The organism is Antarcticibacterium flavum, assembly GCF_006159205.1.
In the GTDB taxonomy this organism is placed as follows: Bacteria; Bacteroidota; Bacteroidia; order Flavobacteriales; family Flavobacteriaceae; genus Gillisia; species Gillisia flava.
In genome coordinates, this window is the sequence record NZ_CP040812.1 from 2,854,449 (window position 1) to 2,879,533 (window position 25,085).

The window sequence follows — 25,085 nt, forward strand, 5'->3', positions numbered from 1 at the left end:
AAAATTAACTTTGTCACACTTATAAAATCCAATCTTATGAATATTCCACAAGAATTAAAATACACCAAGGATCACGAATGGGTGAGAATTGAAGGTGATGTTGCTACAGTAGGCGTTACAGATTTTGCCCAGGGGGAACTTGGAGATATTGTATATGTAGAAGTAGAGACGGTGGGGGAAACCCTGGACCGGGAAGAGGTTTTTGGAACTGTAGAAGCAGTAAAGACAGTATCAGATCTTTTTCTTCCGCTTTCCGGAGAGATCCTGGAATTCAATGAAAGCCTTGAAGATGCACCTGAGAAAGTAAATTCAGATCCTTACGGTGAAGGTTGGATGGTAAAGATTAAGTTCACAGATGAGAGTGAAGTTTCAGATCTTTTAAGTGCAGAGGATTATAAAGAGGTTGTTGGCGGCTAGAATACTTTTTTTTCTTGCCGTTGTTTATACCATATTTATAACAACATTATCCCTGGTACAACTGGGGAAGATCTCTGTAGGAAGCTTTAACCCTACAGATAAGATGATGCATACCGGCGCGTATTTTGGCCTTGCTGTATTGTGGTTCTCCTACTACCTTTTTAAGAAGGAGGAAGCGATACAAAGACGTGGATTTCTCAAGATTTCTGTTCTTGCAGTGCTTTTTGGTATGTTAATTGAGGTTTTACAAGGGATCCTTACTGATTATCGGGAACCCGACTGGGCCGATATTCTGGCAAATAGCCTTGGTGTTTTTATCGCGTACTGCGTTTTTGTAATTTTTCAGAAATTTCTTAATCGTGTTAAACATCAGATTAGTTCATTTTTATGAAAAAAAATTTTACATTAGCAACCTTTATTAATCATTAACGAATTATGGAACCCAAGAAAAATCCAAAAGCCGATTTAACCAGACGAAGTGTCCTCTTTCTTCAGTTGGGTCTTATTCTAGTCCTGCTTATTACTTACGGGGCTATTGAGTGGAAGACCTATGACAGGGATGATATAGATACAGGACAGTTAGATCTGGGAGATCTTGACGATGAAGAAATCCCGATTACAGAGATACAAAACACCCCACCACCTCCACCACCACCGCCACCGGCACCCGAGATCATAGAGGTTGTTGAGGATGAGGAAGAAGTTGAGGAAGACATCATTGAGTCTACTGAAACTACCCAGGAGGAGATCGTAGAGGTAAGAGAGGTTGTTGAGGCTCCTGTAGAGGAAGAGATCGCCGATGTTCCTTTCGCTGTTATTGAAAACGTGCCAATCTTTCCAGGATGTGAGAATATGCAGAACAATGACCAGCGTAAGAAATGTATGAGTGAAAAGGTTCAGGAATTCGTACAAAGAAGATTTAACACAGACCTTGGTAGCCAACTTGGATTGAGTGGTATTAACAGGGTGATCGTTGTCTTCAAGATCGATAAGAATGGTAATATTACAGATGTGCGCTCCCGTGCACCACACCCAAGACTGGAGCAGGAAGCTGCAAGGGTTGTGAATATGTTGCCTAAAATGCAGCCTGGAAAACAACGTGGTAAACCGGTAGGTGTAAGTTACTCCCTGCCAATCGTATTCCAGGTTCAGGATTAAATAAGTCTTAAATGTAAATATATAGCTCCCGGATTGCTCTGCAGTCCGGGAGTTTTCTTTTATGCCCCTTGCAGGCAGGGATTCGAAAAAATTGGTATCTTTCGCCTGTACAACCCATAATTGTCCCGCTTCTTTTATGAAATATTTAGGTTGCCTGCTCCTTTTCTTCCTCCCGCTCGCCGGTATAGCCCAAACCAGTATCACAGACCTGGAAACCTACCCGGTCTTTAATGACTGTACTCAGGTAGAATTTGCCAGGGAAGGGGATTGCTTTAAGAATACGCTGAGAAAACATATACTCGAGACCTTTGAACTGCCAACCCGTGTTATAGAAGAGAATTACACTGGGGAGGCGTTTGTGCTCTTTGAAGTAGACCGGGAAGGAAAATTTCAGGTGCTTTATGTGGACGCTATTTATGCTGAACTCAAAGAAGAGTTGGTGAGGGTATTTCAAACCCTGCCCGTAGTAGAGCCACCTACGTATAACGGCAGGCCTACCTATGCGCAATTCAGGATGCCACTGCGAATCCCATTGAATTTCACCAATGTCCCGCCGGTACAGGAAATTGAGGAGCAGGTTACTGCAATTGAAGATCCTACGGCTGCGCCATTGGTGCAACCTCAGGATGAGTATGACCAGATCGTTTCCAGGCCCTTTCGTAACCGGGAGTCCCAAAGTAATTTAAACATTCCGCTTTCACACGAAAGGTACAGCAGGTTTGATGCCGCTATGAACCGTATAGGCACCAACAGTCATACTGCCTCCAAACCATTTTTGTATAAGGATGTTTCTTCCTATTACGATTTTAAACAGGAGCGGGAAGAACTGGAAAAAAGCACCTCCAGCTGGCTGGGAAGAAAGTTGTGGAATGAGCACCTGGTGACCTTCCAGGGCGAGAACTATTGGTTTACAGGAGATGTGATCCTCGACCTGCAGCTGGGTAGGGACTTCCAGAGTGATTATGATTTTACTTACAACAATACCAGGGGAGCAGTGTTCCAGGGAGGACTGGGCAAGGATCTTCATTTTTATACAGTAGTCTTTGAAAGTCAGGGCCGTTTTGCCGATTATTTCAATCGATATGCTGAAAGTATTGCGCCCTTTATGGGAAGTGGGGTAGCTATTATCCCGGGACGGGGTATTGCCAAGGAATTTATGGATGGGGGATATGATTACCCGGTGGCTGAGGGATATATTTCTTACAGCCCTTCAGAATTTTTTGATATCCAACTTGGACATGGGAATAATTTTATAGGAGACGGCTATCGCTCGCTGCTTATGAGTGATAATCCAAATCCACATCCATACCTCAAGCTTAACACCAGTTTCTGGAAATTAAAGTATACCAATACCTGGATGTCTTTGCGAGATGTAAGGGAGGAAGTTGCGGGAGAAGGGGCATACCGCACCAAGTATATGGCAAATCATTACTTGAGTTTGAACTTAACCAAACGATTGAATATAGGCCTCTTTGAATCTGTCGTATGGCAGGATGATAACGGGAGGGGATTTGATGTGAATTATTTGAATCCGGTAATATTTTACAGGGCGATAGAATTCTCCACCGGTGCGCGTGGTGGAAATGCGCTTATAGGTTTAACCGGTAAATACAAGTTGAGTGATCAATTCAATGCATATGGCCAGTGGATCATTGATGAGTTCTCCTCTTCAGATGTTTTTGGAGGGGAGGGGAGCTGGAAGAATAAACTTGGTTTTCAACTTGGATTAAAATATTTCAATGCTTTTAATATCCCAGATCTTTACCTGCAGGCAGAGTATAATCAGGTAAGGCCTTATACATATTCCCATAATTCAGTGGTTCTTAACTATGGCCATAATAACCAATCCATGGCTCATTTATGGGGTGCAAATTTCAGGGAATTTGTTGCTATTGCCAGATACCGAAAAGAAAGGATTTATGGAAGTGCAAAGCTGGTACTTGGAGAGCGAGGCTTTGATTTTAATAATGAAAAGGATAATTTTTATTACGGAGGCGATATCTATCGAAGTGAAAGAGAACGTGCTTTAGAGACAGGGGTTAGGATAGGGCAGGGAAATACCGCTACTTCATTTTTTACTGAAGTTGAGGCGGGATATATTATTAATCCGGTAACAAATTTGAAGCTCTTTGGAAGTGTGATCTACAGGAATTTTGATCCTTTGGAGAATACAGCCGCGACCTTTAACAATAATACCGTATGGCTGAATGTTGGGGTGCGCACAGATATCTTTAACTGGTATTTTGACTATTGATCCTCGCTGAAGTACTTGGGATGAAAAGAAAAAGAGTACCAGTGTCTTCCGGAAATAATCGTTACTAATTTGTTCAAGACTGATTTTCAGGGCTGGGATCCTGCCGGCAAAACTCTGAAAATTAACAGGATCACTCTCTTGCCAAAACTGATTTTAGGAGTATCTTTGCAACCAATTTAAAATGGTATTTTTGAGTAACACCCGCGTCCATACTCCTTCTGTATCAGTGCTCTCAGATTTTAAGGAAATAACCAAAATGCGACTGGCGATAAGCGTTGTCTTTTCATCTGTTGCGGGGTATTTTCTGGGTGCTGAGGTCATTGACTTTGTCACTGTCCTATTGCTTGCCATTGGTGGTTATTTAATGGTGGGCGCTTCCAACGCTTATAATCAAATCCTTGAAAAGGATCTGGACGCCTTAATGGACCGCACCAAAAATCGTCCTCTTCCGGCTGGGAGAATGACAGTTCCCACTGCCTTTGTGATCGCCAGCACCTTCACGATTCTTGGACTTATTGTACTTTATATTATAAATCCTAAGACCGCGATGTTTGGGGCTATAAGCATCTTTTTATATGTAAGTGTATATACCCCGTTAAAAACAAAGACTCCTTTAAGCGTTTTTGTGGGTGCCTTTCCCGGGGCTATTCCATTTATGTTGGGATGGGTTGCGGCAACAGATGAGTTTGGCATAGAACCGGGTACTTTGTTCATGATACAATTCTTCTGGCAATTTCCTCATTTTTGGGCTATAGGCTGGTGGTTGTTTGATGATTATAAAAAAGGGGGATTCTTTATGCTGCCAACGGGTAAAAGAGATAAAGGTACTGTAATACAAATAATCCTTTACACAATATGGACTATCCTGGTGTCACTTATCCCGGTCTTTGGGGTAACTGGTAAGTTATTCCTTACCCCCTTATCTGGGGTGCTTATTTTTATGTTGGGGATGGGGATGTTATATTATGCTTTGAGACTTAAGAGAAAAAGAACCTCCAAGGCAGCCAAAAAATTGATGTTTGCAAGTGTGTCTTATATCACGCTTCTTCAAATCATATATGTATTAGATAAATTTCTTAGAGAATGGATTTAACAGAAGGAACAAGAGTTGAAAAGCAGGCCAGGGCAAAGAAAATGATGCTTTGGTTTGGGATCATAAGCATGGTGATGATGTTCGCCGGGCTTACCAGTGCTTATGTGGTAAGTAAGAACCGCCCAGATTGGATCTCGGGCTTTGAATTGCCGGCTTCCCTTTACTGGAGCACTTTGGTGATCATTATAAGCAGTATAACTTTCATCCTGGCAAAGAAAAGTATTGCTAATGATGACAGGAAGAATGGTACCTTATACCTCCTGGCTACGCTGGCGCTTGGGATCGCCTTCGTTGTTTTGCAATTCCAGAGTTTTGCAGAGATCATACAGGCGGGTTACTATTTCACCGGGAGTGAAAGCACGGTTACCACCTCCTTTATTTATGTGGTGGTTTTAGCCCACCTTGCCCATCTCGCAGCCGGTTTGATCGTACTTTTAGTGGTAATTTATAACCATTTTAAACAACGCTACACTTCCGGTCAAATGCTTGGATTAGAGCTGGGTGCAACCTTCTGGCACTTTCTCGATATACTGTGGGTATACCTGTTTTTGTTTTTATATTTCTTTAGATAATAAATTTACGTATTTTTGACCCCTCACTTAAATTCAATATCTTCATATGGAAGCTACTGTTATTAGAACAGGCACCGAAGGCAAAACCTGGGGCGGTGGTAACGAGCCATTAAGAGCCAGTTACGGGAAAATGATGATGTGGTTCTTCATCCTTTCTGATGCACTTACCTTTTCAGGATTTCTTGCTGCTTATGGTTTTTCAAGATTCAAATTCATAGACTCTTGGCCAATAGCCGATGAGGTTTTTAATCACTTTCCTTTTCTTCATGGGGTAGATGCGCCAATGTACTATGTTGCATTGATGACCTTCATCCTTATTTTTTCATCGGTTACAATGGTTCTCGCAGTAGATGCCGGCCACCAGATGAAAAAGTCAAAAGTGGTTTTTTATATGTTCCTTACTATTATTGGAGGGGTGATCTTCCTTGGTTCTCAAGCCTGGGAATGGAAGAATTTTATAAATGGGGAATATGGTGCGGTCGCAACTGTAGGAGGGAATATACTGCAATTTGTGGATGAAGATGGAAAACGGGTGTCGCTCGATGCTTTTGCTGCTGCTGCTCCAAGAGACAGGGTGCAACATACCCGTTCCAATGGACTTTGGTTTACTGAAGAACCTGCGCTTCCTGCTCTAACAGTTGAAGATGTAAAAGCAGGATTCCTTGCAAATCCAAATATCCTTATACGTACTCAACAAATCAACGAGGAAGGTGAAAAAACCATCCTTACCAGGGCAGAGTCTGAAAGAAAACTTGATGCAGAAGCTGCAAGGGTTGTACGAGGTGCAAACCTTACAGAGAATGAATACGGGGTGCCGCTATTTGCAGATTTCTTCTTTTTCATTACAGGGTTTCACGGTTTCCACGTTCTAACCGGGGTGCTTATCAATATCATTATTTTCTTTAACGTCCTGCTGGGTACCTACGAGCGAAGGGGTAATTATGAAATGGTAGAAAAAGTTGGTTTATACTGGCACTTTGTAGACCTTGTTTGGGTATTTGTATTTACCTTCTTTTATTTGGTATAATTTAGAATTTATTAAAAATGGCACATAGTTCTACACAACATCACGATAATACCAAGAGGATTTGGTTTGTTTTTATAATTCTATCCATTGTTACTCTTGTAGAAGTAGTACTGGGGATTTTAAAACCGGCTTTACTTGTAGATTACACATTCCTTAGCATGAAATGGCTTAACTGGATATTCATTATCCTTACGATCTATAAGGCTTATTATATAGCTTGGGCCTTTATGCACCTTGAAGGTGAATCTAAGGGTTTGAGGCGGTCCATTGTATGGACATCTGTATTTCTTATAGCTTACTTAATGTTCATTCTTCTTATAGAGGGAGATTATGTTTACGAAGTTTATAAAAGTAACAAGGTAGCCTGGGACTTCTAGAACCTTATTAGTTAAAAATGCATGAAAAGACGGTTATTTAAAACCGTCTTTTTATTTTTGTACTCCCTTTTAAAGGTGACTTATGAAGAAGTTTTTTGTTCTTGCAGTATTGTTCCTATTACCCATATTGGCTTACCTGTTCTTTGCTTCGGGTGTAAATAATTTTGCCAAACTTCCTGTTCTCACCAATGATGTCGCCAACATTTCCCAATTTAAGGCAGCAGGGGATTCCGCAGTTACTTTTCAGGATAAAATAAGCATTGTAGCGTTTTTTGGAACAGAGCCAGATGATCTTAAGGGAAACACTTTTAATCTTGACAGTAAGATCCTTAATAAGTTCTATGAGTTTGCCGATTTCCAATTTGTAATAATACTTCCTGAGGAAGCCAGGAGCGAGGCTGAGAAGTTCGTGGAAGATTTCTCTGGAATAACGAATGCCTCTTACTGGAGATTTGTTTATTCAACACCGCAGGAAGTGCGAAAGGTTTTTGAAAGTTTTGAGACAGATATTGAGCTGGATGAGAACCTGCAGACCCCGTATGTATTTATCATCGACAAGGACCAGAACCTTCGTGGGCGCACAGATGATGAAGATAAAGGGATGTTGTATGGATACGATTCCCGCTCGGTTTCTGAACTTAATAACAAGATGAATGATGATGTGAAAGTCATACTTGCAGAATACAGGCGTGCATTGAAGACAAACAATTCCAGAAAAATGGAAAAATAATGAAAAATACATCTTACATAGGCATATCACTGGTTATCCTCATTTTTGGGATCATCTTTATTCCCAAAATCGTTGACAGGGTGAGCAATAACGACGTGGTGAAATCGGACCGGTTGAATGTAAATAAAGCTACTCCCAGGCCAGATGAAATGCTCTACATCGAACAATACGGGGAAAAGAAAAAGGTTCCTGAATTTTCCTTTGTAAACCAGGAAGGGGATACAATAACAAATGAGGATTATTTGGGAAAGGTTTATGTGATAGAGTTCTTTTTTACTACCTGCCCATCAATATGCCCTGTAATGAACAGGAATCTTGTGGAGATACAGGATGAATTTAAGGGTGAAAAAGATTTTGGGATTGCCTCATTTACTATTGACCCTGCACATGACACCCCGGAGGTCTTAAAACAGTATGCAGAGAATTACGGGGTAACAAATCCAAACTGGCATTTCCTCACAGGAGACAGGGAGCGGGTATATGAAATGGCCAATACAGGGTTTGGAATATTTGCAGATGAAGACGAAACAGTGCCGGGCGGGTTTGCACATTCCGGTCTATTTGCGCTTGTAGACAAAGAAGGCTATATACGCTCTCGTGCCGATAAATTTGGGAACCCCATAATTTACTATCGCGGCCACGTAGAACGCAATAAATCTATTACTGAAGGTGGGGAGGAACCACAAATTAATATTTTGATCGAGGATATAAATAACCTGTTGTAAAATGGCTATAACACAGAAAGACCGTATAGCGGTTCCATTAATAATTGCTCTCTCTGTAATTGTACCTCTCGTAGTGTTGATATTGATGTACCTGCCCGAAAGGTATAACCTCTTTGGGACCCAGGCGGGGACTTTTCCCCTGTTCCACGCAGTGTTGAATGGAACTACAGCTTTATTACTGCTTATGGGATATTATTTTATGAATGTGAAAGAGTATTTGCTGCACCGCAATGTTATGATTGCAGCCTTTGCACTTTCAGCCATCTTTCTTGTAAGTTATGTGATCTCCAAAATAAGTAATGATCCCGTTGCTTATGGCGGGGAGGGAGTTTTAAGATATGTCTATTTTTTTATATTGATCACCCATATATTATTATCGGCCATTATTGTTCCTTTGGTGCTATTCACAATGTACCATGGTCTTACGGCGCAATATGAAAAACATGCGCGCATTGCCAGGTGGACCTTCCCTGTTTGGCTTTATGTTGCGATTACAGGGGTGCTGGTATATGTCTTTATGTTGCCTTATTATTAAGAAACAAATTGCATGTCCAGGAAGGCTTTTGTAAATTGAACTTAATTAAATAGTATATCTATGAAGTGGAAACTTCTTATCATATTTGGTTTTCTCCTCCTGCCATCACTGGCAGATGCCCAATGTGCTATGTGCCGGGCCGTACTGGAAAGCGAAGGCTCACAGGCTGCCGCAAAGGGTATAAATGATGGTATCCTCTATTTAATGGTATTCCCTTATCTGCTTATGGGGGGGATTGCCTTCTTTATTTACAGAGCATTGCGCGGTAAGAAAACTCCTGCTTCTTAAATTTCAGTTAAATTTTAACAATTTTCTAACGTTCTCCCCTGTAACTTTTTCTCTGTTTATGGGTCTTATGGTTACTTCTTTCCCGTAGACTGGCGGAAGGGTAATTTGGTGAGCGATGATAGAGATCAAGAATTTACATAAGTCCTACACGATGGGCAAAAATTCCCTTCATGTTCTAAAAGGGATCAATTTTGAAGTGGCAGAAGGGGAGCTGGTTTCGATAATGGGATCCTCGGGTTCCGGGAAATCTACGCTGTTGAACATCCTGGGGATGCTGGATGAGGCAGATGAAGGTACGTATCACCTGGATGGGGTGCCCATTAAAGACCTGAATGAAAAGATAGCAGCCAGGTATCGAAATAAATTTCTGGGCTTCATCTTCCAGTCCTTCAATCTTATTTCTTACAAAAGTGCTCTGGATAATGTGGCACTTCCTTTATATTATCAGGGTATAAAGAGAAAGGAGCGGGTAGAAACTGCTATGAGTTATCTTGAAAAAGTTGGCCTGGCAAATTGGGCAAATCATCATCCCAACGAACTTTCAGGCGGACAAAAACAAAGGGTGGCCATTGCCCGTGCCCTGGCATCCAATCCAAAAGTCCTTCTTGCCGATGAGCCTACCGGTGCCCTGGATTCAAAGACTTCCTATGAGGTTATGGAACTAATACAGGGAATCAACGATGAGGGTAGGACCATACTCATCGTAACCCACGAACCCGACATTGCGCAAATGACAAAACGCATTGTAAATCTTAAGGACGGGGTGATCATAGATGACAGCAAGGTAAACCAGGTAAGAGCATTGAGCCATGTTTGATATAGAGAGATGGCAGGAGATCTTCGATACAATTAGTAAGAATAAACTGCGCACATTTTTAACCGGCCTGTCTGTAGCATCAGGTATTTTCATCCTGGTGATCCTGCTGGGAATAGGGCAGGGAATGAGTAATGGGATCTCCAGTGAATTTGAAAGTGATGCTGCCAATATCCTTTATATATGGACCGGCCGTACTTCCAAAGAACACAAGGGAATGAACCCCGGGAGGATGATCACCATGAAAAATGATGATTACAACCATATTGCCAGGAAATACGAGGATGAGCTGGAATATAAGTCTTCCATTTTTAGGTTATGGAGTGGGTTGATAAACTATGGGAAAGAATCTGGTTCCTTCAGGATTGAGGGTGTTTACCCAGATTATCAATTCCTGGAAAATGCCTCGATGGTCTCAGGCAGGTATTTGAATCACAATGATCATCAAAATTATGAAAAGGTGGTCGTGCTTGGGAATAAGGTGAAAAATGATCTCTTTAAGAATAAGGAAGCAGTAGGAGAGTATGTGCAAATCTCTGATATCAACTTTAAGGTAATAGGGGTTTTCTCAGACCCCGGCGGGGAAAGGGAAGAGACCAGAGTATTTTTACCGCTAACAACAGCTCAAAGGGTTTTCAGCGGAGGGAATACAATAAGAAATATGTCCTTTACACTTCAAAAACAAGAAAGCTTTGAAGCGGCCCTGGCAGCTTCTGAAGTCTTTTCAGCAGAGGTTGAGAGTTTTCTTAAGGAACAGCATACAATTTCCCCCGATGATAACAGCGCAGTGATCATTAACAACTCGCTTGAGAATGCAAAGCGATTTTATGATTTAATGGATATGATCAGGTACTTTTTTTGGGGCGTGGGTATATGTACCATTATTGCGGGAGTTGTGGGAGTGAGTAATATTATGTTGATCATAGTGAAGGAGAGGACCAAGGAGATAGGAGTGCGTAAGGCGCTGGGGGCGCAACCACTTTCCATTATCCTTATGGTCTTGCATGAATCTATTTTCGTGACTACCATTGCAGGGTTCGTGGGGCTTATTTCCAGCCTGGCGCTGCTGGAATTTGTAGGACCCCTAATTGAGACCAATTATATCGCCAACCCCTCCATAGATTTTGGAGTAGCGGTAACTACAGTTTTTATTCTGGTAGTTGCCGGAGCAATTGCAGGTTTCTTTCCTGCGTGGCGGGCGGCGCGCATCAAACCGATAATCGCTTTAAGAGACGAATAGTATGTTTAACAGGGATACATGGAGTGAGATCATTGAAGCTTTGACCACAAACTGGTTCAGGACTATTTTAACGGCTTTTGGCGTTTTGTGGGGTATCTTTATCCTGGTGATCCTGCTTGCGGCAGGAAAGGGCCTGGAAAACGGTGTGAAGCAGGGATTTGGCGGTATGGCAACCAACAGCATGTTCATGTGGGCGCAAACACCTTCACAGCCATATAAGGGCCTGCCAAAAGGAAGGCGATATAATTTTAAAATAAGTGATGTAGAAGCCTTGAAACAACAGGTGCCGGGCCTTAGGTTTGTTTCCCCGCGTAACCAGCTTGGAGGATTTGGAGGTGCCAATAATGTCGTGAGAGGTTTAAAGACAGGGGCGTTCAATGTGTATGGGGATTATCCAGAGGTGATGCAGCAGGAGCCTATGGATATTACATCCGGAAGGTTTATTAGCTACTCAGACATTAATGAGAACCGTAAAATTGCCATTATTGGTGAAGGGGTTGTTAAGGAAATGTATGAACCCGGAGAAGAGGTTATTGGAACATATTTAAAGATCAATGGAGTGAACTTCATGGTAATTGGCACTTACAAGAAAAAGGGCAATAATGGAAATTCTGAGGAGGCACAGAAGCAGATATACGTTCCTTTCACTGCCTTTTCACAGGCTTTTAATATGGGAGAAACGGTAGGTTGGATGGCAATTACCGCCAATGACGATAACTCGATAACCGAATTGAAAAAAGGGGTTTTTGAAGTTATTAAAGCCAGGCATTCCATACATCCCGATGATGAGAGGGCAATTGGAAATTTTGATCTCTACGAGGAATTCAGCAAGATCAATGGTCTATTCATCGCTCTTAAAGCGGTGGCTTATTTCGTTGGAATACTTGTTTTACTCTCGGGGATCATTGGGATAAGCAATATTATGCTTATTGTGGTCAAGGAACGCACAAATGAGATAGGGGTTCGCCGGGCTCTTGGAGCCACCCCCTGGGCCATTAGAGGGCAAATTCTTCTTGAGTCTATTTTCCTTACCATAATCTCCGGGATGGCGGGCATCGCATTGGCCACCGGGATCATCGCTCTTATCAACCTGCAGTTACAGGGGGTGGATACTTCAGAGATGATGTTTGCCAACCCCAGTGTAGACCTTGGGGTAGTATTTATTGCCCTGAGCATTCTCATAATCTCAGGTTTAATAGCGGGCTTGATCCCGGCGCAAAATGCCATAAAGATCAAGCCTGTAGATGCATTAAGAACAGAATAATAAGAGAACTATATCAATAATTCAGTCAAAAAATGAAGAAAGCAATCACCTTTAGTATCCTGGTATTAATTATAATCACCTTCGCCGGTGCTTTATATTACCTGTATCAAAAGAACCAGGAGGATCCTGTTGTTTATACATCAGAGAATCCCACGACCCAAACTATTATCAAAAAGACCGTAGCTACAGGTAGTATTGTGCCCAGGGAGGAAGTACTTATTAAGCCAAATATTTCAGGGATCATTGACGAGATATATATCGAGGCTGGAGATAAAATAAAGGCGGGAGACCTTATTGCCCGCATTCGGGTGATCCCCAATGTTTCGACTTTGCAAAGCGCCAAGGATGCGGTTGTTTCAGCAAAAATAAATCTTGACAATGAACAAAAGTTGTATGACAGGCAAAAGCCATTGTTCGAAAAAGGAGTGGTCTCTGCCAACGATTTTGACAATGTGGAGGTTTCTTATAGAAGAGCCCAGCAAAACTACAGGTCGGCACAACAAAATTATGAGATCGTACGCACAGGTACTACCAGCGGGCTGGGCAGTGCGGCCAATACCTTGATAAGGTCTACTATAGATGGGATGGTGCTTGATGTGCCGGTAAAGGCAGGAAACCAGGTTATTGAAAGCAATAACTTCAATGATGGGACCACCATTGCAACCCTGGCAGATGTGAACAAAATGATCTTTGAAGGAAAAGTAGATGAAAGTGAAGTAGGAAAGATCCAGGTTAATCTTCCCCTGGAAATTACCATAGGTGCAATTGAGAATAAGACCTTTGATGCCGTACTGGACTATATTGCTCCTAAAGGAATAAGCGAGAATGGTGCAATTCAATTCGATATAAAAGGAACTCTCAATAAGGCAGATACTACTTTTATTAGGGCAGGGCTCAGTGCCAATGCTTCTATTATCCTGGCACGGGCAGATGAGGTTTTGGCTTTGAAGGAAGCTTTGGTGCAATATGACCCAAAGACTCAACAGCCGTTTGTGGAGATAGAAACAGGAAGCCAGGAGTTCAAGAGGCAGGATCTTAAATTAGGGGTAAGTGATGGTATTTATGTGCAGGTACTTGAAGGTTTAAAAGCAGAGGATAAGATTAAGGTGTGGAACCAAATTAAGCCTGCCCAGGCTATGCGATAAAAGCAATTTTTTAATCTTATTTGTAACATCCTCCATAAATGGTAGACCTATTCTTTACAACATCAACTATGAAAAAATTATTCTTGTTTGTTTTCGCACTCTTCGCGTTTAACAATATGCAGGCCCAGCAAAAAAAATGGACACTCCAGGAATGTGTGCAGCACGCCCTGGAAAATAATATCTCTGTAAAACAATCTCAATTGGATGTTGAGTTTACCGAGATTGCTGAACGTGATGCTTTAGGGAATTTTATTCCTTCCCTTAACATAAATTCCAATTTGCAAAACAGTAGTGGTTTGGCCATTAACCCAACCACCAACCAGTTTGAGACTACAAGGTTTACTTCCTTTTCGGGGAGTGCGACTACTGCCTTAACCCTTTTTGATGGATTAAGGAATCTAAGGGAAATGCAGCGATCAAAACTTGCCACCCTTGCAACCCAGTATTCCCTGGAGTTAATGAAAGATGATATTGCCCTTTTTGTAGCAAATTCTTATTTACAGGTATTGTTCAATAAGCAAGCTCTTGAAGTTCTTATGGGTCAAAATGAGGTGACGCAGGAGCAAATGGAACGCACACGGGAACTTGTTGAAGCAGGAGTCCTGCCAAAAGGAGATCTCCTGGAGATCGAAGCCACCAATGCCGATGAGCAACAAAGGATCATCATTGCTGAAAATAATATAGAGATCTCCCTTATAAGCCTGGCTCAAACCCTTCTTATCAAAGACTATGAGAATTTTGATATTGTTGAATATGATTATGATGTTTATGGGGAAGAGATCCTGCTCAACTCTCCTGCAGAGATCATTAGAAGAGCAAAAGAGGAGCGCTATGAAATAAGGGTTGCTGAAGAGAATAAAAGAATTGCTGAAAAGGATGTACAGCTTGCGCGCGGTGCTTATTACCCCACGCTTAATGCTTTCTTTAATTACAATACCCGGTATGCCGATAATGATCCTTTTAGAAGGGATTTTGTTACCCAACTTTATGAAAATGACGGTACCACATACGGGTTACAACTTAATATCCCGGTCCTTAATGGCTTTGCAACCAGGAACCAGGTAAGAAGAAGCCAGATCAATGTGGAACGGGCAGAGTACAGGCTGGAACAGGCAGAGCTGGACCTGGAATCAAATGTTTACCAGGCTATCGTTGATGCCCGGGGAGCCCTTAAGGCATATGAAGCAGCCCAGGCAGCGCAAAGGGCACAGGAACTGGCATTTGAATATGCAACAGAAAGATATGGGGTTGGCCTAACCAATGCTTTTGATTTCAGCCAGTCCAAATTTCGATATGAAAACGCGCAAACTGAAGTTGTTCGTACCAAATATGATTATATTTTTAAGCTAAAGGTTATTGAACTATACTTCGGGATCCCTGTAGGCGAACTTAAATTTTAGAAAATGAAGAAAAAGACACTCATCATAATAAGTGTAATTGCTGTATTGCTTATAATACTCCTTATAGGAGGAAAGAAAGCCGGATGGTTCGGTGATTCAGGAAATCTTAAGGAGGTTGAGATCACGAAACTGGAACAAATTCAAATCGTGGAAACGGTTGCTGCAACCGGTAAGATCCAGCCGGCTACAGAGGTGAAGTTGTCTTCTGAAGTTTCAGGAGAGATCATTGAATTGCCCATTGTGGAAGGTCAATTGGTGGAGAAAGGCGATCTTTTGGTTCGTATTAATCCAGATCTTTACCAATCCAGCTTGCAACGCTCCCGGGCAGGTTTGCAAAATGTGCGTGCCTCCCATTCCCAGGCTGAGGCTTCTTTGAGGGAAGCAAAAGCAAATTATGACCGTAATAAACAACTTTTTGAAAGAGGGGTGATCTCTGGTGCAGAATGGGATCGTATAGTGGCAGCATATGAAACTGCCGAGGCCCAAAAGAATGCAGCCTATTACAGCATGCAAAGTGCAGCCGCTACTGTTACCGAAGCTACAGATAACCTTGCAAGAACTACAATTTATTCGCCAATGAGAGGAACCATTTCCAGGCTTGATGTGGAACTTGGAGAAAGGGTAGTGGGAACCCAGCAAATGGCAGGAACAGAGATTATGAGGGTAGCCAATTTATCCAATATGGAAGTGGTGGTGGATGTAAATGAGAATGACATTGTAAAAATATCTATTGGCGATTCTACTATTGTTGAAGTAGACGCTTACCTAAAGAGGGAATTTAAAGGAGTGGTAACCGAGATCTCAAACTCTGCCATAGAAGGTTTAACGGCAGATCAGGTTACAAATTTCAAAGTGAAGGTGCAAATCCTGGAGAATTCCTATGCCGATCTACTTGAAGGCAGGCCAGAGAATTATTCTCCGTTCAGGCCTGGAATGACGGCTACAGTAGATATTATTACAAGGAAGAAGGACAACGTGCTTGGAGTACCAATTAGTGCCATAGTGATCAAGAATGATACTGCTACCGGCCCACAGGCGGGACGAACTCCTCCTGCAGGCAATCAAAAATTTGAAACCGTCTTTGTGAAGGATGGAAATCTTGCTAAATTGCGGGTTGTAACAACCGGCATCCAGGATGATCGTAACATTGAGATCATAACGGGGCTGGAAGAAGGGGAAACTGTGATAACAGGGCCATACAATACGGTTACCAAAAGCCTGAAAAATGGGGATGAGGTAAGTGTTGGGAACGGTGGTAAGCCTTCAGAATAAAAGAAACATACCTTGCATACCATACTTTGTTTAGAAACCGCATCTACAAACTGCTCTGTAGCCATTGGCCGCGAGGGAGAGATCCTTGGCTTAAAGGAAGATTACAGTAAGAATTTTTCTCACGCAGAAAGATTGCACATATTTATTGAGGAAATTCTAAAGGAGAATAACCTTACTTTTAAGGACCTAGATGCCATTGCAATAAGTGAAGGGCCGGGTTCCTATACCGGTCTACGCATTGGGGTCTCGGCGGCAAAAGGCCTTTGCTATTCCCTGGAATTGCCTTTAATTGCCGTCCCTACGCTTACATCCCTGGCATCACAGGTGAAGGTGGATGATGAAACTAATAATGAATTTGTCATTCCTATGATGGATGCCCGCAGAATGGAGGTCTATACTGCCGTTTATGATGCCGGCGGTAATCAAATTGAGCCTGTATCTGCTAAGATCCTGGATGAGAATTCTTACACTTCTTATCTTGAGAAGGGAAAAGTCCATTTTATTGGTAGCGGGGTGGAAAAATTTGAAAAAATATGCAGTCACCCCAATGCAAATTTCATTAGGGAGAAACTGCCATCAGCAAAAGAAATGGTAAAGATTGCCGCAATGAGGTACAAAAATAGCGACCTGGAAGATGTCGCTTATTTTGTCCCTTATTACCTTAAGGATTTTATCGCAGGTTAAGCCTTTTTTCCTGCCTCCTGGGAATTCATTTCCTTTGAGTGATCGTAAAAATGCACATCTCTTTGCGGGAATGGAATTGTAATACCTGCGGCTTCAAGTCTCACTTTAGCCTCTTCGATTGTATACCAGCTACAGGTCCAGAAATGGTCATTCACAGCCCAAAATCTAACAGAAAAGTTAACAGAGCTGTCTGCCAGTTCGGTTACCACTACCATTGGTTCAGGTTCAGGAAGAATGTTCTCCTGCTCTTTAAGCAAGTTTAAAAGGATCTCCTTCGCAAGTTTAACATCGCTATCGTAAGAAACGCCAATGGTGATTGCAGCCCTTCTTTTTCCTTCTACCGTATAGTTTATAATATTATCATTTGTTAACTGGCCATTTGGAATTATAGCCAGTTGGTTTCCAAAAGTATTCAATTTGGTATAGAATAAAGAGGTTTCCTTTACAGACCCAGATACTCCTTTGGCTTCGATCCAGTCTCCAACCTTAAAGGGTTTAAGAATGAGTATGAGTACCCCACCGGCAAAATTTGAAAGGGAGCCTTGCAGGGCCAGGCCAATAGCAAGACCGGCAGCTCCAATAACCGCTACCAGTGAAGTGGTTTCAAATCCAAGTTGAGTGATCACCAGGATGACCAGTAGAATTCGCAGGCCTACGCTTATAAGGCTTATCGCAAAATTTTCGATGGTTTTATCGTAACCTCTCTTGTGGATTATTTTTCTTACCTGGGAGGTGAAGATCTTAATAAACCAAAGACCAAAAAGGAGAAGAAAGATTGCAGCTATAAAACTGGGAAGGTAATCTATCAATTTATCTACAAACTCACCCAGATAAACCGCATAATCATCAATGTAATCCATATATAAAAACTTTGCTGCAAAGTGAATGAATTTTGATATACCCAAAAGGAAAACAAATGTTAAAAATTGTTAAAAATGTATAGTGTTGTTTGGCTTTTAATTAGACAATAAATTATTTGAATTGGAAAGGAAATAAAAAATCCCGGCGCTAACCGGGATAAGGACCTTTAATGTACAACCTCAAAGGAAATTTTGAGATTAACCCTGTACTCGGTGATGTTCTCCCCATTTACTACAGCGGTTTGTTCCTTTACATAAATAGATTTTATGTTCTTAATTGTTTTTGCAGCCTGTTTAACCGCATTTTGGGCAGCATCTTCCCAGCTCTTACCGGAGTTTGCCATAATTTCAACAACCTTGATCAATGCCATAATTTAAAATGTTTAGTTAGTAAATGTTTTTAAAGCAATAAGTTACGAAAAACCGGACTACAGTAATTTAAAAGGCTGTTAAAGGAAATCTCTTAAACTTTTAATAACCTTGAAAAGCGAATTTTTAAATTAAAATACTTCAATTTTGTAGGTTAAGAACCTGTCCTGTATGGAAGATGTGTATGTTGTAATGCTCGTGGCCCTTTTTGCCCTGGCCATTACAGATCTTGTAGTAGGCGTAAGCAATGATGCCGTAAACTTCCTTAATTCTGCAATTGGGTCCAAAGCCGTACCCCTGCGTACAATTTTAATTGTGGCGAGCCTTGGAGTGGCGGTTGGTGCTGTATTCTCTAGTGGCCTTATGGAGGTTGCCAGGGAGGGTATTTTCATCCCGGGTAAATTCTATTTTGAAGAGATCATGATCATCTTTATGGCTGTGATGATCGCAGATATTTTACTACTGGATTTCTTTAATTCCATTGGTTTACCAACTTCCACTACAGTTTCCATTGTTTTTGAATTACTTGGTGCTGCTGTATGTGTTTCCCTTCTTAAGATCCATTATTCCAGTGGTGACTACGCGAGCATATATGATTATATCAATACTGCAAAGGCTACCCAGATCATTTCGGGGATCCTTCTCTCTGTTGTCATAGCATTTACAATTGGAGCAATTGTGCAGTACTTTTCAAGACTTATTTTCTCATTTCAATATGAGAAAAAGATCAAATATGTAGGCGCTGCTTTTGGCGGACTTTCCTTCACCGCGATTCTTTATTTCATATTGATGAAGGGGCTTAAAAGTATTGCGATCGTTCCTGCCGGTTTACTGGAATATGTGAGCAATAACGCCTTGTTTATCGTCCTCATTTCATTTTTGATATTCACTATACTTTCCCAGGTAATAATTTCTTTTTTCAGGATTAATATCCTGAAGATCATTATCCTCGTTGGAACCTTTGCCCTGGCCCTGGCTTTTGCCGGGAATGACCTGGTAAATTTTATTGGAGTACCTATTGCTGCGTGGCAATCTTTTGAGATTTGGCAGGCAGCTCACCAGGCAACCGGGGTCATGCCCAATGAATTCTTAATGGGAGACCTTTCAGGACAGGTTTCCACACCTGTTGGATTGCTTTTACTTGCCGGCATAATAATGGTAATTACTCTATGGTTCTCCAAGAAGGCAATGAAGGTAACCGATACAGAAATAAACCTAAGCCGCCAGCGGGATGGTGCTGAAAGGTTTGAACCTAATTTTATCTCCCGGGGCCTGGTTCGCTACTTTTTAGTGGTTGGTAATGTCATAGAAAGTGTCATCCCTAAAAGTTTTTCTGAAAGGCTTGGGGAAAAATTCCAAAAGAGTGAACCAGCGGCCCCGGCAGGAAGGCTTGATGCACCCTCATTTGACCTGGTGCGAGCTTCTGTAAACCTCGTGGTTGCCAGCATACTTATCTCTATTGCTACAAACTTGAAACTTCCTTTGTCCACTACCTATGTCACATTTATGGTGGCAATGGGAACTTCTCTGGCAGACAGGGCCTGGGACAGGGATAGTGCGGTGTACCGGGTGGCAGGAGTTGTGAATGTTATTGGAGGATGGTTTGTTACCGCCCTTGTGGCTTTCGCAGGTGCAGCCCTCTTTGCTGCGATTATTTATTTTGGAGGCATCATTGCTATTGCTATCCTTGTATTGGTAGCGGTTATTCTTATAGTTAGAAGTGCCATTGTGCACTCCAGGCAACTAAAAGAGGAAAAGAAACTTAAAAGATACAATCGCAGCGACCTGGTTACTATCAATGAGATAACGGTGGAAACTTCAGAAAATATATCCAGTGTCATTGGGGGTATCAATAAAATGTATACTAAAACCGTAGACAATCTTGGCTATCATGACCTCAATAAGCTTAAAAAGAATAGTAAGGCCATAGATAAACTGGAGGAGGAGATCGATGAACTCAAGGGGAATATCTTTTATTTTATTAAATCCCTTGATGATGACTCTGTAGAAGCAAGTAAGTTCTATATCCTTATCCTTGATTACCTGCAGGATATGGTGCAGTCAATAGGCTTTATTACCAGGAACAGCTACAATCATGTGCACAATAATCACAAGAACCTTAAATTCAATCAAGTGCGGGATCTAAAGGGGATCGATGAGAAGATGCAAAAGCTTTTTGATGACATTCAGCATATTTTCGATACCCATAGCTTTAGCAATATAGACCAGGTGATTGCTGAAAAACAACAGCTGCTGGATCATGTTTCTGAATTGATCCAGAAACAAATAAACAGGATAAGAACTTCAGAAACAAGCCCCAAGAATACCAAGTTATACTTTGGACTCCTGCTGGAAACCAAAGACCTCATTACTTCCACAATGAGCCTGCTGCAATTGTTCCAGGAATTCAACCAGGAAGCTAAGCAAACGATAACTTATTAAGTGTTACGAGTTATGAGTTAGGAGTTATGCAGTTGTAGAGAAGAGAAAAGAGATAAATTGTGACAGGTTATTTTTCCTTGTCCTCTTTCCTCTCCTTCTATACTATAAGTATGTTTTGCCTAAATCCTCGTAATCCTTTTACCCGTTTACAGCCTCCACATACTCCACCTGCCCGTGTAACATATCTCTCATCATAGTCTCTATCCCATTCTTAAGAGTGGCAGTGGAGGAAGGGCAGCCACTGCAGGCTCCCTGTAGGATCACTTTTACTGTTTTGGTGTCGGGGTTATAAGAATCAAAAACAATATTACCTCCATCACTGGCAACAGCAGGTTTAATATATTCATCAAGAATATTAACCACTTCTTTCGAGATATCATCCAGCTCTCTAACAGGGGCGGGAGCTGCTTCCTGTTTTTGCTCCGTCTTTTTTGGATGCTCCTTTAAGAGTACTTCATTTCCTTCCTGCAGGTAGTTTCTTATGAATTCCCGAAGCTCAAGAGTAATTTCATCCCACTCTGCAATATCATATTTGTGTATGGAGATATAGTTCTCATCCATAAAAACTTCCTTTACGAAAGGGAAGTGGAATAGTTGCTTTGCAAGAGGGGCATTCCTGGCCGCATCAATATTCTTGAATTCCACCCCGGATATAACAAGTTTTTTGTTCGCGACAAACTTCATCACTACAGGGTTAGGAGTGCTTTCTGCATATACAGTTACCGGAACTTTCTTGGTCGTAGTTTGATTTTCCTGCTTCAGGATCTCGCCGCCGTTGTTCATGTACTCTCTTAGCTGGTCTGCTACCTCTTCCTGTACATCTGCCCATTCCACTATATTATATTTCTCAATAGCTATGAAATTTTGAGCTATAAAAACCGTTTTCACAAAAGGAAGATGGAATAACTGCTGGGCAAGTGGCGATTTAGAGGCCTCCTCAATATTGCCAAATTCAAAACTTTCATGCCTCGTAAGGAATTGATTTGTTTCAAATTTTACGATAGCAGCATTATTGGTGGGTTGTATATTGATCGTGTATGTACTCATATTTAATATTTTAGGCAAAATTACTAAAAGAAAGCTGGTAATCTATATATTTACAATTGATATTGGGGCAATCTTCATAAGGTTTTTTTATTTCTGCAGTAGAACACTCGCAGGGAAGATTTTCTCTCTTTTTTATATACATTGAATGAAAAACTGGTATTTTATTTCCCTTATGTTGGTATTGCTACTGGCACCGGTCAAGATAAAAGCCCAGGAGGTAATTCCTACCTATTCAGATTACCTAACAGACAATCTTTACCTCCTGCACCCTTCTATGGCAGGAGCTTCCAATTTCAATAAAATAAGGCTCACTGCAAGGCAACAATGGTTTGACGTGAAAAATGCCCCTTCTTTACAAACTTTAAGCATTCATGGCCGCATGGGAGAACGTGTAGGAGTGGGAGGGATCGCCTTTAATGACCAGAATGGGAATTATTCCCGGCGGGGGGTATACGCCACCTTTGCCTATCATTTACTGTTTTCAAGAAGCGAGCTGGATTTAAACCAATTATCCTTCGGGATTAGTGGTGGTATCATCCAGCATAGCCTGGATCAAAGTAATTTTACCGTTTTTGATCCTGCCCTGGGTAGCGGGAATTTATCTGATTTTTATGGCAATATGGATGTAGGAGTCTCTTATTACTATTTTGATTTCTTCGCTCACCTAACTGCTAAGAATATTCTGGGGGTGAAAAGGGAGCTTTTTTATTCAGATGCCGTTCCTAATAATCAGCGAAAATATCTCGTTTCTGCCGGTTATGTTTTTAATCCCCGTGGCAAGCGTTGGAGCTATGAGCCATCCCTGCTCTTTCAATGGAGGGAGCAAACTGCAGAAAGGGCTATAGATGTAAATTTCAAAGCCTACAGAGACCTTGAAAATGGGCTTTTATTTGGTGGATTGTCCTACAGGCGTAGTTTTGAGGGGGCAGAGTATACCACATCGGGGCAGGAGGTAAGGAGCCAGCAGTTACAATATTTCACTCCATTTCTTGGAATGGAATATAAAAGGTTTCTTTTCGCATATACCTATTCCCACCAAGTAAATTCAGTAGTGCTAAGCACGCAGGGATTCCACCAGATCACCCTTGGATATAATTTTGGAGAGAACAGGGCCAGATATGACTGTGTGTGCCCTGCAGTAAATCAAAATTCAAGATAGGATACTGTGTAACCATTCTGCTTTGCATTTACGAGATGACTCAATATCGCAGGGTCACTGTTGCTGAATAATGTATGTTTTCCAATAGCACCAGCCTCATGCAGGAGGTTGTTCTCAGCCAAAACTTTCCTTGTTTGCCGGGCAACTGCTTCTCCTGAATCTATTATGGTAACACCTGGAGGGAAGATCTTTCTAAGCACCGGCAAAAGGTAAGGATAATGACTACATCCAAGGACTAGATAGTCTATCTGGGCAATGAGCATAGGCTTAAGAAGCGTTCGTAAATGTAGTTCCATTTCTGGAGATTCGTGAGCCCCCTGCTCAATAAGGTCTACCAAACCCTGTCCCACTACTTCTACAATAGTGATATTCTCTTTATAAAGTTCAGATGTCTTTGAGAATAGGGCACTTGAAAGTGTGCCTTTGGTGGCAAGAATACCTATGAATTTTGTTTTGGAGCTCAAGGCTGCGGGTTTAATGGCGGGCTCGATCCCTATAAAAGGAACGTGGTAATTTGATCGCAGGTAGTCAATGGCATTGGTGGTAGCAGTATTGCAGGCAACCACAATTATCTTACAACCCATTTCCAACAATCTGTCTGTATTCTTCTTACAAAGGGCTATGATCTCCTTAACCGGTTTTTCACCATATGGAGCATTCCTGCTATCGGCCAGGTAGATACTATTTTCATAGGGAAGCAATTGTATCACTTCTTTCCAAATGGAAGTTCCTCCAACTCCCGAATCAAAAAAACCAAGTGGCCCGTTATTCTCCATACCTTACAAAAATAAAAACTGCGCCCTAAGAAGAGCGCAGTTTATGCATTTATTTATTTGTATGGAAAATTAAATTCCCAATTCCTTCTTTACTGCAGGCATAAGGTCTGTACCATCTGCCATAATAACTCCAGATCCATTTGTAGAATCAAGTACATAATCAAATCCCTGAGCTCTTGCTACCTTCTGGATAGCTACTCTTGCTTTTTCGTAAATAGGCTTTAAAAGGTCAAGCTCTTTCTTTTGAAGGTCTTGTTGTGCATTTTGCCCGTGCTCACGAATTCTTTGCTGTGTGCTCTGTAGCTCTGCAGCTCTTTTCTGGTTTTCCTCTTCAGTCTTTGTTGGGGCTTCAGATTCGTAACGCTGCATAGTTTTTTGAGCTTCAGTCATCATATCCCTAATCTCTGTATCATAAGTCTTTTGCAACTTCTCCAATTGCGCCATTGCATCCTTAAAGGCCGGCATAGATTCTACCAGTTCCTGTGAAGCTACGTGAGCAATTTTGGATTGTGCCTGTGTGAAAGCTGTTGCTCCAATTGTAAAAGCTACTGCTATAAGAAAAGTCCTCATTTGTTTCATTGTAAAGTGTATTTAGTGTTTAGTGTTAAAGTTGCTTAATTATTATTGTTTTCCTGCCTTTGTTTCCTGGCATTATCTATTGAATCCTTTCTTGCCTGGCGTTCTTCCAGAACCTTTGCGCGTCTTTCTTCAAATTCACGCTGTCTTACCGCTCTTATAGAATCCCTTTCCTGTTTACGTTGTTCGATAAGGGTTTCCCTTTCATTCTTAGCATTGGTGACTGCCTGCTTTTTTTCTGCAATCTCTGCATCTTCCTCAACGGTTCGACCTTCTTCTTTTTCCATCGCTGCGATCTCTTTCCTGGAGCTCAACTGCTCCCTCCCGGAGGCGCGGGTAATGGTTCTTAATATCTGGTCACTTATATTATGTCTTTCAGCTATAAAAACTATGCCAACATTTGAAGTCCTGTCAAATATAATATCATAGTTCCTTTGCTCGCCTAATTCCTGGATCGCGTTGAACACCTGATCCTGTACCGGCTGTATCAATCTTTTTTTCTGAAGGATAAAGTCCCCGTTACTACCAAACCTTTTTTGCTGGTACTCTGCAATCCTGTTTTCTTCATAACGTATATTGGCTTCCCTTTCTTCGATCAATTCTTTGGTGAGTAAAGGCCTCTCCTGTTCCAGGGCGATCTTCATTTCCTCCACCTTGCGTTGATCCTTCTCCAGTTCCTGCTTCCATTGCTGCACCCTTTCTTCAAGCTGGGCTGAAGCCTGGGTGTATTCAGGAACATTGGCCAAAATATATTCCATATCTATATATGCGATCCTGTTGGGTTTTTGAGCCAAAAGCTGTTGTCCCGAACCTGCCATAATCAATATAAGAATAAGAATGTGGCGTCTCATATATGTGTTG

General features: G+C 41.6%; 27 protein-coding genes. 21 read left to right on the forward strand and 6 right to left on the reverse strand.

The genetic code is table 11. The annotated features are described in order from the left end of the window. Positions 1–36: 36 nt before the first annotated feature. The 19 genes from gcvH to tsaB all read left to right on the forward strand — a co-directional run bounded on the left by gcvH (position 37) and on the right by tsaB (position 16,995). Positions 37–417 (forward strand): glycine cleavage system protein GcvH, encoded by a 381-nt coding sequence (gene gcvH / locus FHG64_RS12305; protein ID WP_139066682.1) that lies wholly within the window; start codon positions 37–39, stop codon positions 415–417. Next, the gene (locus FHG64_RS12310) at positions 407–808 is read left to right on the forward strand and encodes a VanZ family protein (protein WP_246054089.1); all 402 of its coding nucleotides are present in this window, start codon (positions 407–409) and stop codon (positions 806–808) included. Before gcvH ends, FHG64_RS12310 begins: the two co-directional genes overlap by 11 nt. A gap of 44 nt (positions 809–852) precedes the next feature. Beyond that, positions 853–1,575 (forward strand): energy transducer TonB, encoded by a 723-nt coding sequence (locus FHG64_RS12315; protein ID WP_139066683.1) that lies wholly within the window; start codon positions 853–855, stop codon positions 1,573–1,575. A 136-nt stretch (positions 1,576–1,711) separates the two neighbouring features. Then, a complete protein-coding gene (locus tag FHG64_RS12320) occupies positions 1,712–3,829 on the forward strand; it encodes a gliding motility protein RemB (protein WP_139066684.1) in 2,118 nt (705 codons plus the stop codon). Between the two features lie 181 nt (positions 3,830–4,010). Further along, positions 4,011–4,922 (forward strand): heme o synthase, encoded by a 912-nt coding sequence (gene cyoE, locus FHG64_RS12325; RefSeq protein WP_168191355.1) that lies wholly within the window; start codon positions 4,011–4,013, stop codon positions 4,920–4,922. After that, positions 4,913–5,494 (forward strand): cytochrome c oxidase subunit 3, encoded by a 582-nt coding sequence (locus tag FHG64_RS12330; protein WP_139066686.1) that lies wholly within the window; start codon positions 4,913–4,915, stop codon positions 5,492–5,494. The genes cyoE and FHG64_RS12330 overlap by 10 nt, the downstream gene beginning before the upstream one ends. A 46-nt stretch (positions 5,495–5,540) precedes the next feature. Beyond that, positions 5,541–6,521, forward strand: a complete 981-nt coding sequence (locus FHG64_RS12335) for a cytochrome c oxidase subunit 3 (protein ID WP_139066687.1) — start codon at positions 5,541–5,543, stop codon at positions 6,519–6,521. Between the two features lie 17 nt (positions 6,522–6,538). Then, the gene (locus tag FHG64_RS12340; protein WP_139066688.1) at positions 6,539–6,898 is read left to right on the forward strand and encodes a cytochrome C oxidase subunit IV family protein; all 360 of its coding nucleotides are present in this window, start codon (positions 6,539–6,541) and stop codon (positions 6,896–6,898) included. Between the two features lie 82 nt (positions 6,899–6,980). After that, the gene (locus FHG64_RS12345; RefSeq protein ID WP_139066689.1) at positions 6,981–7,628 is read left to right on the forward strand and encodes a hypothetical protein; all 648 of its coding nucleotides are present in this window, start codon (positions 6,981–6,983) and stop codon (positions 7,626–7,628) included. Further along, a complete protein-coding gene (locus FHG64_RS12350; RefSeq protein WP_139066690.1) occupies positions 7,628–8,353 on the forward strand; it encodes an SCO family protein in 726 nt (241 codons plus the stop codon). Before FHG64_RS12345 ends, FHG64_RS12350 begins: the two co-directional genes overlap by 1 nt. Before the next feature lies 1 nt (position 8,354). Next, complete coding sequence (locus FHG64_RS12355; protein ID WP_139066691.1) at positions 8,355–8,888, forward strand: DUF420 domain-containing protein; 534 nt, start codon at positions 8,355–8,357, stop codon at positions 8,886–8,888. A 60-nt stretch (positions 8,889–8,948) separates the two neighbouring features. Next, a complete protein-coding gene (locus FHG64_RS12360; RefSeq protein ID WP_139066692.1) occupies positions 8,949–9,176 on the forward strand; it encodes a hypothetical protein in 228 nt (75 codons plus the stop codon). 115 nt (positions 9,177–9,291) lie between these two features. Continuing rightward, the gene (locus FHG64_RS12365) at positions 9,292–9,993 is read left to right on the forward strand and encodes an ABC transporter ATP-binding protein (protein ID WP_139066693.1); all 702 of its coding nucleotides are present in this window, start codon (positions 9,292–9,294) and stop codon (positions 9,991–9,993) included. After that, entirely contained in the window at positions 9,986–11,230 is a 1,245-nt protein-coding gene (locus FHG64_RS12370; protein WP_139066694.1) for an ABC transporter permease, read from the forward strand. Before FHG64_RS12365 ends, FHG64_RS12370 begins: the two co-directional genes overlap by 8 nt. A 1-nt stretch (position 11,231) precedes the next feature. Further along, positions 11,232–12,494 carry an ABC transporter permease gene (locus tag FHG64_RS12375; protein WP_139066695.1) on the forward strand — a complete coding sequence of 421 codons (1,263 nt, stop codon included), beginning with the start codon at positions 11,232–11,234 and terminating at the stop codon, positions 12,492–12,494. 32 nt (positions 12,495–12,526) lie between these two features. Then, the gene (locus tag FHG64_RS12380; protein WP_139066696.1) at positions 12,527–13,639 is read left to right on the forward strand and encodes an efflux RND transporter periplasmic adaptor subunit; all 1,113 of its coding nucleotides are present in this window, start codon (positions 12,527–12,529) and stop codon (positions 13,637–13,639) included. A gap of 68 nt (positions 13,640–13,707) precedes the next feature. Beyond that, the gene (locus FHG64_RS12385) at positions 13,708–15,039 is read left to right on the forward strand and encodes a TolC family protein (protein ID WP_139066697.1); all 1,332 of its coding nucleotides are present in this window, start codon (positions 13,708–13,710) and stop codon (positions 15,037–15,039) included. Positions 15,040–15,042: 3 nt separating this feature from the next. Further along, entirely contained in the window at positions 15,043–16,311 is a 1,269-nt protein-coding gene (locus FHG64_RS12390) for an efflux RND transporter periplasmic adaptor subunit (protein WP_139066698.1), read from the forward strand. A gap of 12 nt (positions 16,312–16,323) precedes the next feature. Then, positions 16,324–16,995 (forward strand): tRNA (adenosine(37)-N6)-threonylcarbamoyltransferase complex dimerization subunit type 1 TsaB, encoded by a 672-nt coding sequence (gene tsaB, locus FHG64_RS12395; protein ID WP_139066699.1) that lies wholly within the window; start codon positions 16,324–16,326, stop codon positions 16,993–16,995. On the opposite strand, the gene FHG64_RS12400 is transcribed toward tsaB, so the two are convergent. Then, positions 16,992–17,855 (reverse strand): mechanosensitive ion channel family protein, encoded by an 864-nt coding sequence (locus FHG64_RS12400; protein WP_139066700.1) that lies wholly within the window; start codon positions 17,853–17,855, stop codon positions 16,992–16,994. The genes tsaB and FHG64_RS12400 overlap by 4 nt on opposite strands. Positions 17,856–18,022: 167 nt before the next feature. Next, positions 18,023–18,226, reverse strand: coding sequence for a dodecin family protein (locus FHG64_RS12405; protein WP_139066701.1), 204 nt, complete (start codon positions 18,224–18,226; stop codon positions 18,023–18,025). Positions 18,227–18,395: 169 nt separating this feature from the next. Here FHG64_RS12405 and FHG64_RS12410 point away from each other — a divergent pair, with 169 nt between their 5' ends. Then, positions 18,396–20,666, forward strand: coding sequence for an inorganic phosphate transporter (locus tag FHG64_RS12410; protein WP_139066702.1), 2,271 nt, complete (start codon positions 18,396–18,398; stop codon positions 20,664–20,666). Between the two features lie 138 nt (positions 20,667–20,804). Here FHG64_RS12410 and FHG64_RS12415 read toward each other — a convergent pair whose 3' ends face one another. Beyond that, positions 20,805–21,713 (reverse strand): NifU family protein, encoded by a 909-nt coding sequence (locus FHG64_RS12415; RefSeq protein WP_139066703.1) that lies wholly within the window; start codon positions 21,711–21,713, stop codon positions 20,805–20,807. A 145-nt stretch (positions 21,714–21,858) separates the two neighbouring features. Here FHG64_RS12415 and FHG64_RS12420 point away from each other — a divergent pair, with 145 nt between their 5' ends. Next, complete coding sequence (locus tag FHG64_RS12420) at positions 21,859–22,872, forward strand: PorP/SprF family type IX secretion system membrane protein (protein ID WP_139066704.1); 1,014 nt, start codon at positions 21,859–21,861, stop codon at positions 22,870–22,872. On the opposite strand, the gene murI is transcribed toward FHG64_RS12420, so the two are convergent. The 3 genes from murI to FHG64_RS12435 form a co-directional block, all read right to left on the reverse strand. Beyond that, positions 22,857–23,648 carry a glutamate racemase gene (gene murI, locus FHG64_RS12425; protein WP_139066705.1) on the reverse strand — a complete coding sequence of 264 codons (792 nt, stop codon included), beginning with the start codon at positions 23,646–23,648 and terminating at the stop codon, positions 22,857–22,859. The genes FHG64_RS12420 and murI overlap by 16 nt on opposite strands. 69 nt (positions 23,649–23,717) lie before the next feature. Next, positions 23,718–24,227: an OmpH family outer membrane protein gene (locus FHG64_RS12430; RefSeq protein WP_139066706.1), complete on the reverse strand. Its 510-nt coding sequence runs from the start codon at positions 24,225–24,227 to the stop codon at positions 23,718–23,720. A gap of 35 nt (positions 24,228–24,262) precedes the next feature. After that, entirely contained in the window at positions 24,263–25,075 is an 813-nt protein-coding gene (locus tag FHG64_RS12435; RefSeq protein ID WP_139066707.1) for an OmpH family outer membrane protein, read from the reverse strand. Positions 25,076–25,085: the final 10 nt, after the last annotated feature.